Raw genomic sequence first — 15,880 nt, forward strand, 5'->3', positions numbered from 1 at the left:
TGACGTTGGCTAGGGTGTGGCAAGTGCAGGGAAGAAAATAAGAGAGACAATAAGAATGGCAGACAATAAGAAACGCCCGGGTAAAGATCTCGACCGTATCGATCGCAACATCCTGAATGAACTGCAAAAGGATGGCCGCATTTCGAACGTTGAGCTTTCAAAGCGCGTGGGGTTATCCCCAACGCCGTGTTTGGAACGTGTGCGTCGCCTCGAGCGTCAGGGTTTCATTCATGGTTATACCGCATTGCTTAATCCGCATTATCTGGATGCATCGCTGCTGGTTTTTGTAGAAATCACCTTGAACCGTGGCGCGCCAGACGTATTTGAGCAATTCAATTCGGCAGTACAGAAGCTTGAAGAGATTCAGGAGTGTCATCTGGTGTCCGGCGATTTCGACTATCTGTTGAAAACCCGCGTACCGGATATGTCGGCTTACCGTAAACTGCTCGGCGAAACGCTGCTGCGTCTGCCGGGGGTAAATGACACCCGTACCTACGTGGTTATGGAAGAAGTGAAACAGAGTAACCGTCTGGTTATCAAAACACGGTAAGGTGCAGGTGCAAAACCTGATAAAATTCGTTACACTCCTGTTTATTCATACAGTTTCGGCGCCGGGGAAGCTTCTCGGCGCTGTTACGTTATCCGCTAACAGGAACCTGGAGAGCCTTTCTTGAGCCAGGAATACACAGAAGATAAAGAAGTTACCCTAAAGAAACTCAGCAGTGGCCGCCGGTTGCTGGAAGCTGTGTTGATTGTGGTAGCGATTTTTGCCGTTTACCTCATGGCTGCGCTGGTCAGTTTCAATCCATCTGATCCGAGCTGGTCACAGACCGCATGGCATGAGCCGATTCATAATCTGGGCGGTGGCGTAGGGGCCTGGTTGGCCGATACACTGTTCTTCACCTTCGGGGTGCTCGCCTACGCGATACCACCGATCATGGTCATCCTGTGCTGGGTCGCTTATCGCCAGCGCGACAGCGGTGACTATATCGACTATTTTGCGCTGTCACTGCGCCTGATCGGCACATTGGCGCTGGTACTCACCTCGTGTGGGCTGGCGGCGCTTAACGTCGATGACCTCTATTACTTCGCTTCCGGCGGCGTGATCGGCAGTCTGCTGAGCAACGCCATGCTCCCGTGGTTCAATGGCATTGGCGCTACTTTGGCTCTGCTGTGCATATGGGCGGCCGGTCTGACGTTGTTCACCGGCTGGTCCTGGCTGGTGATCGCCGAAAAGATCGGCGGTGCGGTGCTGGGCGTGGCGACCTTTATGACCAACCGTTCGCGCCGTGACGAGAGTTATCATGACGATGACTCTCGTTATATCGATGAGCCGGAATCTGCAGGCCATACAACTGCGCCCACGCTTGCCGCGACTGCCGCCAGCGATAACGACGACGTGCTGTTCTCTGCGCCTTCCGTAACCGAAAGCGCACAGCAGGCGGCCGACCCGCTCGATACTCTGCGTGCCACCGACGATGAGCACACCGGCGTTGACCAGGTGGTGCCTGAGGCTGCGACCACGGCAGCGGCCTCGCCGGCGGTGCCGGCTGCTGCAGCGGTGCCAACGGCTGCGGTGACCGCTGCGCCACAGGCGCCGACGTCGGTCAGCCAGCAGCCAATGAGCGCTCAGCCGGATAACGCGCTGCCGCCGTTGTATTCTTTTGAAATCCCGGAAGAAACGCCAACGCCGAAAACGCCGCATCAGGTTGATCCCTATCAGGATGCCGATGAGCCGCCCCTGGGCGACTGGCAAACTGCGCCGGCCACGCCGCATGAATCATCGCCGTTTGATTTCTCTGCGGCGCAGCGCGCCAGCAGCGAGGTTGAGGTAGGCAACGGCTTTGCCGCCGCAGACGCCGCCTCGCCGGTTGACGGCAAACCACAGGTTGACGCCGCGGCTGCAGCCAGCGTTGCCGCTGCAGCCGCCAATACCTTTATGCCGGCATTCAGCGCCACCAGCGACGCCGGTGCACAGGTAAAACAGGGGATCGGCCCTGAACTGCCTCGGCCAAACCCGGTACGCATCCCGACGCGTCGCGAACTGGCTTCCTACGGCATCAAGCTGCCTTCGCAGCGTATGGCCGAACAGGAACAGCGCAGCCGCGACGAAGCGCCACAGCCTGCCGCCAGCACCAACCCGCAAGACGATGAGGCGCTGCAAGAGGCCGCACTGCGTCAGGCATTCGCCGAGCAACAAAGCCAGCGCTATGGCGAGCAACTTCCGCAGGATGATGAAGAGGCGTTGCAAGAGGCCGCGCTGCGTCAGGCATTTGCCGAACAGCAGCAGGCACGTTACGCCGAAACGTCGCAGCCGCAAGCCGAGCCAACATCACGCTCGGTTGATACCAGCAATGCGTTCAGCTTCTCGCCGATCGACGATCTGGTTGATGATGGTCCAAGCGAGCCGCTGTTTACCCTTTCACCGCAGGCGGAAGCGGCGCAGCCCGAGCAGCAACCTCATCAGGCTCCGCCGCAACAACCGGTGCAGCCAGCTTATCAACAGCCGCAACAGCAGGCCTACCAGCCGCCGGAACAGCCGCCACATTACGGGCAGCAACAACCGCAATCGCCAGCTTATCAGGCTCAGCCGCAGCAACCGGTGCAGCCAGCTTATCAGCAACAGCAACAGCAGGTTCAGCAGCAGGCCTATCAGCCGCCGTCGCAACCTGCCGCGCCGCAGCCGCCAGCGATGGATAGCCTGATCCATCCGTTCCTGATGCGCAACGACCAACCGTTGCAAAAGCCTACCACGCCGTTGCCAACGCTGGATCTGCTGACCGAGGCGCCAAAAGAAGTCGAGCCGGTGGATTCGTTCGCACTCGAGCAAAAGGCGCGCCTGGTTGAAGCCAGCCTGGCGGATTACCGTGTGAAGGCTGACGTGGTCGATATTCTACCGGGGCCGGTAATTACCCGTTTTGAACTGGATTTGGCGCCAGGGGTGAAGGCTGCACGCATCTCCAACCTGTCGCGCGACCTGGCACGCTCCCTGTCGACGCCGGCAGTCCGCGTGGTGGAAGTCATCCCCGGCAAGCCTTATGTTGGTCTGGAACTGCCGAACGCCAAACGCCAAACGGTATATCTGCGTGAAGTGCTCGATTGTCCGGCGTTCCGTGATAATCCGTCGCCGCTGTCAATCGTACTGGGCAAGGATATTTCCGGCGAGCCGGTGGTGGCGGATCTGGGCAAAATGCCTCACCTGCTGGTGGCCGGTACGACCGGCTCCGGTAAGTCGGTGGGCGTTAACGCCATGATCCTCAGTATCCTGTATAAAGCCACGCCGAAGGAAGTGCGCTTTATCATGATCGACCCGAAAATGCTTGAACTGTCGGTCTATGAAGGTATTCCGCATCTGTTGACCGACGTGGTTACCGACATGAAGGACGCCGCCAATGCCTTGCGCTGGTGTGTCGCCGAAATGGAGCGTCGTTACAAGCTGATGTCCGCACTGGGCGTGCGAAATATCGCCGGCTACAACGAGCGCGTCGATCAGGCCGAAGCCATGGGGCGGCCAATCCCGGATCCATTCTGGAAGCCGAGCGACAGCATGGACATCACGCCGCCGGTATTGGAAAAAGAACCGTACATCGTGGTGATGGTCGACGAATTCGCCGATCTGATCATGACGGTCGGCAAGAAGGTCGAAGAGCTGATTGCCCGCCTGGCGCAGAAAGCGCGTGCGGCCGGTATTCACCTGGTACTGGCGACCCAGCGTCCTTCGGTGGACGTTATTACCGGGTTGATCAAAGCCAACATTCCAACGCGTATCGCCTTTACCGTGTCGAGCAAGATTGACTCACGCACCATTCTCGATCAGGGCGGTGCCGAATCCTTGCTGGGGATGGGTGACATGCTATACCTGGCGCCCAACTCTTCCATTCCGGTACGTGTGCACGGCGCCTTTGTGCGCGATCAGGAAGTGCATGCGGTGGTCAAGGATTGGAAAGCGCGTGAGCGGCCCCAATATAAAGAAGGCATCCTCAGCGCCGGTGACGATGGCGAAGGCGGTGCCGGGGGCGGGATCGACGGTGATGAGGAGCTGGATCCGCTGTTTGATCAGGCGGTGGAGTTTGTGGTCGACAAACGTCGCGCCTCTATCTCCGGCGTACAGCGCCAGTTCCGTATTGGTTATAACCGCGCGGCGCGTATCATCGAACAGATGGAAGCGCAGGGCATTGTCAGCGAGCAGGGCCACAACGGCAACCGTGAGGTGCTGGCACCGCCACGGCATGAATGATTGCTGACCGATCGTTGAAACTCATAAAGGGCCGCTCTGCGGCCCTTGTGCAAAGAAGCGTAAAACCGCGCCTTCTCGGAATATTGGCCGTTTTGCCGCCCGGCGGCATTCGGTAAAGTGGGGGCGTTACGGGTCATTTGATCCGCATGGGCTTGCCCTGCGGTAAACGCATTGAATAAGGTATCTGGAATAATGAAAAAACTGTTAGTTGCCTGTTGTCTGCTGTCCGGGTTCGCTTCTACTTCTGTGCTGGCCGATGCCGCACAGGATCTGCAGACTCGCCTGGCGAAAGTGAACAGTTTCCACGCCAGCTTTACCCAGACCGTGACCGGCGGCGATGGTTCGGCGGTGCAGCAGGGTGAGGGCGAACTCTGGGTCAAGCGTCCCAATCTGTTTAACTGGCACATGACCTCGCCGGACGAAAGCGTGCTGGTTTCCGACGGTGAAACGCTGTGGTTCTATAATCCCTTTGTCGAGCAGGTTACGGCAACCTGGCTGAAAAGCGCCACCGGTAATACGCCGTTCATGCTGATCACCCGCAACAGCCCGAGTGACTGGAAGCAGTACAACATCAAACAGAAAGGCGATGATTTTGAACTGACGCCAAAGTCCAGCAGCGGCAACCTGAAGCAGTTTGCGATTTCTGTGACCAATAGCGGGACCATCAAGAGCTTTGCGGCGGTAGAACAAGACGGCCAGCGTAGCGCTTATGCCTTGAAAAGCCAGCAGAATACCACAGTTGACGCCGGCAAATTCAAATTTACCCCGCCAAAGGGGGTGACGCTGGACGACCAGCGCCAGTGAGGTTTGCGTGAGTAATAATCTGTCGCTCGATTTTTCCCACAATGAATTCCAACCGTTGGCTGCGCGTATGCGGCCAACAACGTTGGCGCAGTACATCGGTCAGCAACATCTGCTGGCGCCGGGCAAACCGTTGCCGCGGGCCATTGAGGCCGGGCAGTTGCATTCGATGATTCTATGGGGGCCGCCGGGCACCGGGAAAACCACGTTGGCAGAACTGATAGGCCGTTATGGTCAGGCCGACGTAGAGCGCATTTCTGCCGTTACCTCCGGCATCAAGGAGATCCGCGAGGCAATCGAGCGTGCACGGCAGAACCGCGATGCGGGGCGCCGCACCATTCTGTTCGTCGACGAAGTACACCGTTTCAACAAGAGTCAACAGGATGCCTTCCTGCCGCACATTGAAGACGGCACCATCACCTTTATCGGCGCCACCACGGAGAACCCGTCCTTCGAATTGAATTCGGCATTATTGTCGCGTGCGCGCGTCTACTTGCTGAAAGCGCTGACCGCTGATGACATCAGCCAGGTGCTGGACCAGGCGATGAACGACAGTAGCCGCGGCTTTGGCGGCCAGAATATCGTATTGCCTGAAGAGACGCGGCGCATGCTGTCGGAACTGGTCGGTGGCGATGCACGCCGTGCGCTCAACAGTCTGGAAATGATGGCAGACATGGCGGAGGTCGACGATCGCGGCCAGCGGGTGCTGACGGCGGCACTGTTGAAAGAGGTTTCCGGTGAACGCAGCGCGCGCTTTGATAATAAAGGCGACCGCTATTACGATCTGATTTCCGCCCTGCACAAATCGGTGCGCGGCTCGGCGCCGGACGCTGCTCTGTACTGGTATGCGCGCATCATTACCGCCGGCGGCGATCCGCTCTATGTGGCGCGCCGCCTGCTGGCGATTGCCTCGGAAGACGTCGGCAACGCCGATCCTCGCGGCATGCAGGTGGCGATTGCCGCCTGGGATTGCTTTACCCGCGTCGGCCCGGCCGAAGGCGAGCGGGCGATAGCGCAGGCCATCGTCTATCTGGCCTGCGCACCGAAAAGCAACGCGGTATATACCGCCTTCAAGGCGGCAATGCGCGATGCCAAAGAGATGGCCGACTACGATGTGCCGGAACACCTGCGCAACGCGCCAACCAAGCTGATGAAAGAAATGGGCCTGGGTGCGGAATACCGCTATGCGCACGATGAACCCAACGCGTACGCTGCCGGCGAGAACTATTTCCCGCCTGAAATGGCCAATACGCGCTACTATCAACCGACCGCGCGCGGTCTGGAAGGTAAAATCGGTGAAAAGTTGGCATGGCTCGCTGAGCAGGATCAAAATAGCCAGACAAAACGCTACCGCTAGCGTTGCCGTTGCGGTAAGGTTAGCAGGTATCACTCTTCCTTTATGCGGCTTTTCATTAGCGGCATAGAACGACAAATTTTCTTTCAATAACAACAAGCACAGGATTAGCATGCTCGATCCCAATCTGCTGCGTAACGAGCTAGACGCAGTCGCCGAAAAACTGGCTCGCCGAGGCTTTAAACTCGATCTGGATCTGCTGCGTTCACAAGAAGAACGCCGTAAAGTGTTGCAGGTAGCAACCGAAACGCTGCAAGCAGAACGTAACTCCCGATCGAAATCCATCGGCGCGGCAAAAGCGCGCGGGGAAGACATTGAGCCGCTGCGTCGCGAAGTTAACGATCTGGGTGAAAAGCTGGATGCCGCCAAGGCGGAGCTGGACAAGCTGCAAAGCGAAATCCGCGACTACGCGCTGGCGTTGCCAAATCTGCCGGATGATTCTGTGCCGAACGGCAAAGACGAGAGCGAAAACCAGGAAGTCAGCCGCTGGGGCGAACCGCGTCAGTATGATTTCAGCGTGCGCGATCACGTCGAGCTTGGCGAAATGGCCGGCGGTCTGGATTTTGCCTCGGCGGTCAAGCTGACCGGTGCACGCTTTGTGGTGATGAAAGGGCAGATAGCCCGCATGCACCGTGCGCTGGCGCAGTTTATGCTGGATCTGCACACCGAACAGCATGGTTACCTGGAAACCTACGTACCGTATCTGGTCAACCACGCGACGCTGTACGGTACCGGGCAACTGCCGAAGTTTGGTGAAGATCTGTTCCACACCAAGCCGCTGGAAGAAGAATCCGACAGCAGCAACTATGCGCTGATCCCGACCGCAGAAGTGCCGTTGACCAACCTAGTGCGCGACGAAATTCTGGAAGAAGAATCCCTGCCGTTGAAAATGACCGCGCATACGCCTTGCTTCCGTTCCGAAGCTGGCTCCTATGGGCGTGATACCCGAGGTCTGATCCGCATGCACCAGTTCGACAAAGTCGAGATGGTGCAGATTGTACGTCCGGAAGATTCGATGGATGCGCTGGAAGAACTGACCGGTCATGCCGAGAAAGTGTTGCAGCTGTTGAACCTGCCATACCGCAAGGTGCTGCTGTGCACCGGTGATATGGGCTTTGGTTCCAGCAAAACCTACGATTTGGAAGTATGGCTGCCGGCGCAAAATACCTACCGTGAGATCTCCTCATGTTCCAATATGTGGGATTTCCAGGCGCGTCGCATGCAGGCTCGCTGCCGTAATAAAACCGAGAAAAAGCCGCGACTGGTGCATACCCTGAACGGTTCCGGTTTGGCGGTTGGCCGCACCCTGGTGGCAGTGCTGGAAAACTATCAGCAAGCCGATGGCCGTATCCAGGTGCCTGACGTATTGCGTCCGTACATGGGCGGTCTGGAATACATCGGTTAACAAACCATCGATCTCACTGAAAGCGCCTTAGGGCGCTTTTTTTTTTCACTCGGCGCTGGCGGCTTGGGTGAAAGTCCTACTGCCGGAAAAACTTTCCCGCTTTATTGATAGCAGACAAAGTTTGCTACTCATTTCTGGGTAATATCCCTCACTATGGAGGGGTTATTTCGTTGCCATAAAATCACAAACGCATCCTCTGCACTCCTCCAGCCATCTGTGCATCACCAGACATGGTATTCCCAGGATTGGGATAAATTTGGAGTGAGCGTATGTCGGAAACTACAACGAGCGTGCTGACCAGGGAAATCAGTCGTCGGAGCTTGGTGAAAACCGGCTCGATGGCAGGACTGGCACTGGCTGCCAGTGGCATATCATTGCCATTTAGTCGCCGGGTGCTGGCGGAAGCGGTCAGTCATGCTGCGGCTAAAACCGCCGAGGATAAAGTGGTGTGGGGGGCGTGTTCGGTTAACTGCGGCAGCCGCTGCGCGCTACGCCTGCATGTGCGTGACGACGAAGTCTACTGGGTGGAAACGGATAATACCGGCACCGACAGTTATGGTGATCATCAGGTTAGAGCCTGTTTGCGTGGACGTTCCATTCGGCGTCGCATTAACCACCCTGAACGACTCAACTATCCGATGAAGCGCGTCGGCAAACGCGGCGAAGGCAAATTCAAACGCATCAGTTGGGAGCAGGCTTACAGCGAGATTGTCAGCAACCTGCAACGCATCGTTGCCAACTATGGCAACAAAGCGGTTTACATCAATTACACCTCCGGCATCGTCGGCGGCAATATCACCCGCTCGTCTCCCTACGCCTCGCTGGTGGCACGCCTGATGAACTGTTACGGCGGTTTTCTCGGTCATTACGGCACCTACAGCACCGCACAGATTGCCTGTGCCATGCCGTATACCTACGGCAGCAACCAGGGCAACAGCACCTCGGACATTGAAAACAGCAAGTTGGTGGTGCTGTTCGGCAATAATCCGGCCGAAACCCGAATGAGCGGCGGTGGCATTACCTATTATCTGGAACAGGCGCGTGAACGCTCTAATGCGCGGATGATCGTTATAGATCCCCGCTATACCGATACCGCCGCGGGCCGCGAAGATGAGTGGATCCCGATCCGTCCGGGTACCGACGCCGCATTGGTCGCCGGCATGGCACACGTGTTGATCGCCGAAAACCTGGTCGATCAGCCGTTTCTGGATAAATACTGCGTTGGCTATGATGAAAAGACCTTGCCCGCCGGTGCGCCGGCCAACGGTCATTACAAGGCATACATCCTTGGTCAGGGGGATGACGGTATCGAAAAAACCCCGGCCTGGGCAGCAGGCATCACCGGTATTCCTGCTGAACGCATCATCAAGCTGGCGCGCGAGATCGGCAGCACCAAACCGGCTTATATCTCTCAGGGCTGGGGGCCACAGCGCCAGGCCAACGGCGAGTTGACCGCGCGGGCCATCGCCATGCTGCCTATTTTGACCGGTAACGTCGGCATTAACGGCGGCAATAGCGGCGCGCGCGAGTCCACCTATACCATCACTATCGAACGTATGCCGGTATTGGAAAATCCGGTTAAGACGCAAATATCCTGCTTTAGCTGGACCGATGCCATCATGCGTGGGCCGGAGATGACCGCCACAGCTGACGGTGTGCGCGGTGAGGATAAACTGGGGGTACCGATCAAGTTCATCTGGAACTATGCCGGCAATACTCTCACCAACCAGCATTCGGACATCAATAAAACCCATGACATTTTGCAGGATGACAGCCGGTGCGAAATGATTGTGGTGCTGGAAAACTTTATGACCGATTCGGCGAAATATGCCGATATTCTGCTGCCTGATCTGATGACCGTCGAACAGGAAGACATCATTCCCAACGACTATGCCGGCAATATGGGATATCTGATATTCATTCAGCCCGCCACCTCCGCCAAGTTTGAACGCCAGCCAATTTATACCGTGATGAGTGAAATAGCGCGTCGTCTGGGGCCGGAGGTGCATCAGAAATTCACCGAAGGACGCACGCAGGAGCAATGGCTACGCTACCTGTACGCCAAAATGCAGGCGCGCGATCCGCAACTGCCGTCCTATGAAGCGCTGCGCGAGATGGGGATTTATAAGCGCAAAGATCCGGCCGGCCATTTTGTTGCCTATCAGCAGTTCCGCCAGGATCCGCAGGCTCATCCACTCAATACACCTTCCGGCAAGATTGAAATCTATTCCGCCCGGCTGGCCGAAATTGCCGGCAGCTGGCAACTGCAACCCGACGAAACCATCAGCCCGTTGCCGGTTTACGCTTCAACCTTTGAAGGCTGGGACGATCCGCTGCGCCAAGAGTATCCGCTGCAAATGTTTGGTTTTCACTATAAGGCGCGTACCCATTCGACCTATGCCAACATCGATGTACTACAGGCCGCTTGCCGGCAGGAGGTGTGGATCAATCCGCTGGATGCGCAAGCGCGTAATATCGCGCAAGGCGACAGGGTGCGGGTATTCAACCCGCGCGGCGAGATACGCGTGGCCGCCAAAGTAACGCCGCGCATCATGCCTGGGGTGGTTGCCATGGGACAGGGGGCCTGGCATCAGGCCAACATGAAAGGCGATCGTATCGATCATGGCGCCTGTATGAACACCCTGACCACTCACCGGCCTTCACCATTGGCAAAAGGCAATCCGCAGCATACCAATCTGATTCAAATCGAGAAGCTGTAACCGCGGGCTGACGCCCGTTTTTACCATTTTTGTTGCCGCAGCTTGGCAGTGCGGCGAATTGAAGCAACCCAGAGCGATATCATTATGAGTGAAAAAGAAACGCCAGTCCGGTCCGGTTTTGCGTGTACCAGGCGCAAATTGGTTAAGAATACCGCCATTGGCAGTCTGGCGCTGATGGCTGGCGGCATTTCATTGCCGTTTACCCGACGGGCGGTGGCGCAGGATGCTACGAACGCGCCGACAACGTCTCAACCCGAGGAGAAGATTGTCTGGAGCGCCTGCACCGTTAACTGTGGCAGCCGTTGCCCGCTGCGCATGCATGTGGCGGACGGTGAAATTTGTTACGTCGAAACCGATAATACCGGCAGCGATGACGATGAAGGTCTGCATCAGGTACGCGCCTGTCTGCGCGGTCGGTCGATGCGGCGTCGGGTGTATAACCCGGACCGACTGAAGTATCCGATGCTGCGGGTCGGCAAGCGCGGAGAGGGTAAATTCAAGCGCATCAGTTGGGAGGAGGCCTTCGCACGCGTTAGCGACAACCTGCAGCGAATTATCCGCGATTACGGCAACGAAGCGATTTACCTTAATTATGGCACCGGCACCCTGGGTGGCACCATGACCCGTTCATGGCCGCCTGGCGCGACGCTGATCGCCCGCCTGATGAATTGCTGCGGAGGTTATTTAAATCACTATGGCGATTACAGTTCGGCGCAGATTGCCGCAGGTCTCAACTACACCTACGGCGGTTGGGCCGACGGTAATAGCCCGACCGACATAGAAAACAGCAAACTGGTAGTGATGTTCGGCAATAATCCCGGCGAAACCCGAATGAGCGGCGGTGGGGTGACTTATCTGCTGGAGCAGGCGCGTGAACGCTCTAATGCGCGGATGATTGTCATTGATCCCCGTTATACCGATACCGCCGCGGGTCGAGAGGATGAGTGGATCCCGATCCGGCCGGGAACTGATGCGGCACTGGTCGCCGGTATGGCTCACGTGTTGATCGCCGAAAACCTGGTCGACCAGCCGTTTCTGGACAAATACTGCGTTGGCTATGATGAAAGAACCTTGCCCGCCGGCGCGCCGGCCAATGGTCATTACAAGGCTTACATTCTGGGTCAGGGTGACGACGGCATCGAGAAAACCCCTGCCTGGGCAGAAAAGATCACCGGTATTCCGGCTGCGCGCATCATCAAGCTGGCGCGCGAGATCGGCAGCAGCAAACCGGCCTATATCTGTCAGGGCTGGGGGCCGCAGCGCCATGCCAACGGAGAAATCACCACACGCGCCATCGCCATGCTGGCGATCCTGACCGGCAACGTGGGCATTAACGGTGGCAACAGCGGTGCGCGGGAAGGGTCGTACAGCCTGCCGTTTGTCCGTATGCCGACGCTGGAAAACCCGGTAAAAACCAGCATTTCGATGTTCTTGTGGACCGATGCTATCTGGCGTGGCCCGGAAATGACCGCCAAACGCGATGGCGTACGCGGCAAGGACAAGCTGGATGTGCCGATCAAGTTTATCTGGAACTACGCCGGTAACTGCCTGATCAATCAGCACTCGGATATTAACCGTACCCATGACATTTTGCAGGATGAACAGCAGTGCGAAATGATCGTAGTGATTGATAACCATATGACCTCCTCGGCGAAATATGCCGATCTGATCCTGCCGGATTGTACCGCGTCAGAACAGATGGACTTCTGCCTGGATGCCTCCAGCGGCAATATGGGGTATGTGATTTTTGCCAATCAGGCGATCAAACCGCGTTTCGAATGCAAGACCATTTATGACATGACCAGCGAAATCGCCCGACGCATGGGGGTTGAGCAACAATTTACCGAAGGCCGCAGCCAGGAACAGTGGCTGCGTCATCTGTATCAACAATCGCGCGACAGGATCCCGGGGCTGCCGAGCTTTGAACAGTTCCTGGCCCAGGGCATTTACAAGCAACGCGATCCGGACGGTCATCATGTCGCCTACCGCGCTTTCCGTGCCGATCCGCAGGCCAATCCGCTGACCACGCCGTCGGGCAAGATCGAAATCTACTCTGCGGCACTGGCCGACCTGGCAGCAAACTGGGAGTTGGCCAAGGACGACGTGATTCATCCCTTACCGGTCTACGCCGCCGGATTCGAGAATTACGACGATCCGTTGGCCGGCCAATATCCGCTGCAATTGACCGGTTTTCACTACAAGGCGCGCACCCATTCCACCTATGGCAATGTCGACGTACTGCAAGCGGCCTGCCGCCAGGAAATGTGGATCAACCCGCTGGATGCCAAACAACGTGGCATCAACCACGGCGATCTGATTCGGGTGTTCAACCAGCGTGGCGAAGTGCGGATTAATGCCAAAGTCACGCCGCGTATGCGGCCGGGCGTGGTGGCGCTGGGCGAGGGTGCCTGGTATTCCCCGGATGGCAGCCGTATCGATCACGCCGGCAGCATTAACGTACTGACCAGTCAGCGGCCATCGCCACTGGCGAAGGGTAACCCGTCTCATACCAACCTGGTACAGGTTGCCAAGGTTTAAGGAGTAGCTGATGACTACGCAATACGGATTTTTTATTGATTCAAGTCGTTGCACCGGCTGTAAAACCTGCGAGCTGGCATGCAAAGATTATAAAAACCTGACGCCTGACGTCAGCTTCCGCCGTATCTATGAATATGCCGGTGGTGATTGGCAGCAGGATGGGGACGGCTGGCAGCAAAATGTCTTTGCCTATTATCTGTCGATCGCCTGCAACCATTGTGAACAGCCGGCCTGTACCCAAGTGTGCCCGACAGGGGCGATGCACAAGCGTGATGACGGCTTCGTGGTCGTCAATGAAGAGGTCTGCATTGGTTGTCGTTATTGCCATATGGCCTGTCCTTATGGCGCGCCGCAGTACAACGCCGCCAAAGGACATATGACCAAGTGTGATGGCTGCTATCAGCGGGTAGCCGAGGGTCGCAAACCGATCTGCGTGGAGTCTTGTCCCCTGCGTGCGCTGGACTTTGGCCCGATTGACGAATTGCGCCAACAGCATGGTCAATTGGCTCAGGTTGCTCCGTTGCCGGCGGCGCATTTCACCAAACCGAGCATTGTGCTCAAACCGAACGCCAACAGTCGGCCAACCGGTGATACCACTGGCCATCTGGCCAATCCGAAGGAGGTTTGATATGGGTATGGGATGGCATGAATGGCCGCTGATGCTGTTTACGGTATTGGGCCAATGCGTGGTGGGCGGCGTGATGGTGACGGGATGGGTGCTGATTAAAGGGCAACTGACCGCGCGTGAAACGCAGGCACTGCATCGATCAATGTTCTTTCTGTGGCTATTGATGGGGATTGCCTTTGTTGCTTCCGTTTTGCACCTCGGTTCGCCGCTGCGGGCGTTTAATTCGCTCAATCGCGTGGGCGCTTCGGCGTTGAGCAATGAAATTGCCAGCGGTTCGCTGTTCTTTGCCGTGGGCGGCATTTACTGGCTGCTGGCGGTATTGCACAAGATGCCACCGGCGTTGGGCAAGCTGTGGCTGGGGCTGACCATATTGCTGGGGCTGTTGTTTGTCTATGCCATGACGCGGGTCTATCAGATAGATACGGTGCCGACCTGGTATAACGGTTACACTACGCTCGGCTTCTTCCTGACGGTGTTTATCGCAGGGCCGATGCTGGGCATGCTGCTGTTGCAGGCTGCCGGGTTGAGGTTGGCCTGGCGTAATGTGCTGATGATGATTGGCGTGGTTGCGCTGCTGATCAGTCTGGGAGCTGCGATGATGCAGGGCAGTGAACTGGCGACCATCAGCAGTTCGGTCCAGCAGGCGTCGGCATTGATTCCACAGTATGGTCAGTTAATGGTCTGGCGTTTGCTGCTGCTGCTGCTGGTGTTGGGGTTTGGCTGTTGGATCTGCCCACAGTTGCGCCGTGGTAACGCGAGCGTGGCGGCGTTGGCGCTCGGCCTGATACTGATAGTGGCCGGGGAACTGATTGGCCGCGGGGTATTTTACGGCCTGCACATGACCGTCGGTATGGCGGTGGCGGGTTAATATTGACTACGGGTGCCGTTGGCGCCACTGGATTTCTCATCGTTTTACGGCGGCAGCGACGTGACCGCCGGCGGTCTGGCAAAAAACGGTGTGAACGGTGGCGATTGACGGTGCCCTGTTGGAAATCTGATGCTTATGAAGCTTGATAATATTGCGTTAACCGGCCGTGTGCTGGGGGTGTTGCTGTATGCGCCGCCTGAGAGTGATGAATGCCGTGCCTTGCTGGCGACGATGGCAGACCCGGTCTGGCTGGCGGAGTGGCCTTATGGCGAGAACCAGGCTGCGGCGCAACTGATAGCCGAAGGCATTAAGGATCAACAGTCGGAGACGCTTTGCGAGGCTTATCAACGGCTGTTTGTCGGCCCGTATGCCTTGCCGGCGCCGCCGTGGGGCTCGGTCTATCTGGATAAAGAGAACGTTTTGTTCGGCGATTCTACGTTGCGACTACGCAAATGGCTGAGGAATAATGGTATTGATACTCAGCGCGAACAGAACGAACCGGAAGATCATCTTGGCACTTTGCTGATGATGGCCGCCTGGCTGGCGGAAGAGCAACAGGGCCGGTTGTTGCAGGCGCTATTGAGCCAGCATCTGTTGCCTTGGGCGCCACGTTTTCTGAGTTTGCTGGAACAGCATGCCGTCCATCCGTTCTATCTGGGGCTGGCGCAGTTGGCACAAAGTACGCTGAGCGCGTGGGCAGAACAATGCAGCGAACCGGTAGTCGAGCTGGAGCTGCATTTCTGATGAAAAGTGAACCGTCGCTGAGTGCTGAAGGCAGCCAGCGTCGACGGCTGTTCACCGGTTGGGTTACGCGCGCCAGGCAAGCGGAGATGGCTCCCACGCCGCCCAGCGCACGTCCACCGCAGGCGTTGCCCGAAGCACTGTTCTGCGCGGCTTGCAACGGCTGTGGTGACTGTAGCGACGCCTGTCCTTATGGATTATTGACGGTGCAGCAGGGCAAGGCTGTGCTCAACGTCGAGTTTACCGAGTGCGATCATTGCCTGAAATGCACATCCGCTTGCCAGACCGGCGCGTTACGCGCCGGCATGCCGAGCGACACCACTCTGCGGCCGCAAATCAGCGCGAGCTGTCTGGGGCTGCGGGACGGCTGCCGGATGTGCGTCATCAGCTGCCCGCAACGGGCGCTGTCGTTCAACCAGACGGCCAACGCTGAAGCTCAGTGGCAGTGTGACGATCGGCAATGCAATGGTTGCGGACTGTGCAAATTATCCTGCTGCCATGGCCATATTGTGCTGGTACCCACCGGCGAAAAACCTCTGCCGCCCCGCCTGTGAACGAGACTCCAGAAATTTAATAAACATATTGTGC

Annotated in this window: 10 protein-coding genes and 2 pseudogenes; all 12 read left to right on the plus strand. The window is 57.3% G+C overall.

Annotated features, from left to right (window positions below):
* The first annotated feature begins 55 nt into the window (after positions 1-55).
* The 12 genes and pseudogenes from lrp to AC2AXP_RS03740 all read left to right on the plus strand — a co-directional run bounded on the left by lrp (position 56) and on the right by AC2AXP_RS03740 (position 15,846).
* On the plus strand, positions 56-550 hold the full coding sequence (gene lrp / locus AC2AXP_RS03685; RefSeq protein WP_004928318.1) for a leucine-responsive transcriptional regulator Lrp: 495 nt from the start codon (positions 56-58) through the stop codon (positions 548-550).
* 231 nt (positions 551-781) lie between these two features.
* A pseudogene (locus AC2AXP_RS03690) lies at positions 782-1,183 on the plus strand (DNA translocase FtsK 4TM domain-containing protein); the annotation flags it as partial.
* A gap of 666 nt (positions 1,184-1,849) precedes the next feature.
* Positions 1,850-4,237 (plus strand): annotated as a pseudogene (locus AC2AXP_RS03695) (DNA translocase FtsK); the annotation flags it as partial.
* 192 nt (positions 4,238-4,429) lie between these two features.
* The gene (gene lolA, locus AC2AXP_RS03700; RefSeq protein ID WP_004964982.1) at positions 4,430-5,041 is read left to right on the plus strand and encodes an outer membrane lipoprotein periplasmic chaperone LolA; all 612 of its coding nucleotides are present in this window, start codon (positions 4,430-4,432) and stop codon (positions 5,039-5,041) included.
* A 67-nt stretch (positions 5,042-5,108) separates the two neighbouring features.
* Positions 5,109-6,395, plus strand: a complete 1,287-nt coding sequence (locus AC2AXP_RS03705) for a replication-associated recombination protein A (RefSeq protein WP_004964980.1) — start codon at positions 5,109-5,111, stop codon at positions 6,393-6,395.
* Between the two features lie 109 nt (positions 6,396-6,504).
* Positions 6,505-7,797, plus strand: coding sequence for a serine--tRNA ligase (gene serS, locus AC2AXP_RS03710; RefSeq protein WP_004964977.1), 1,293 nt, complete (start codon positions 6,505-6,507; stop codon positions 7,795-7,797).
* Between the two features lie 269 nt (positions 7,798-8,066).
* Positions 8,067-10,517, plus strand: a complete 2,451-nt coding sequence (ynfE, locus tag AC2AXP_RS03715) for a selenate/tellurate reductase subunit YnfE (protein WP_198772754.1) — start codon at positions 8,067-8,069, stop codon at positions 10,515-10,517.
* 84 nt (positions 10,518-10,601) lie between these two features.
* Positions 10,602-13,055, plus strand: a complete 2,454-nt coding sequence (gene dmsA / locus AC2AXP_RS03720) for a dimethylsulfoxide reductase subunit A (protein WP_004964972.1) — start codon at positions 10,602-10,604, stop codon at positions 13,053-13,055.
* 10 nt (positions 13,056-13,065) lie between these two features.
* Positions 13,066-13,683: a DMSO/selenate family reductase complex B subunit gene (locus tag AC2AXP_RS03725; RefSeq protein WP_004964969.1), complete on the plus strand. Its 618-nt coding sequence runs from the start codon at positions 13,066-13,068 to the stop codon at positions 13,681-13,683.
* Position 13,684: 1 nt separating this feature from the next.
* Positions 13,685-14,551 (plus strand): DmsC/YnfH family molybdoenzyme membrane anchor subunit, encoded by an 867-nt coding sequence (locus AC2AXP_RS03730; protein ID WP_484381417.1) that lies wholly within the window; start codon positions 13,685-13,687, stop codon positions 14,549-14,551.
* A gap of 135 nt (positions 14,552-14,686) precedes the next feature.
* A complete protein-coding gene (gene dmsD / locus AC2AXP_RS03735) occupies positions 14,687-15,295 on the plus strand; it encodes a Tat proofreading chaperone DmsD (RefSeq protein ID WP_039992804.1) in 609 nt (202 codons plus the stop codon).
* A complete protein-coding gene (locus AC2AXP_RS03740; protein ID WP_004964958.1) occupies positions 15,295-15,846 on the plus strand; it encodes a 4Fe-4S dicluster domain-containing protein in 552 nt (183 codons plus the stop codon). Before dmsD ends, AC2AXP_RS03740 begins: the two co-directional genes overlap by 1 nt.
* Positions 15,847-15,880 lie beyond the last annotated feature (34 nt).

The sequence above is a fragment of the Serratia sp. Sp408 genome (genome assembly GCF_057180665.1).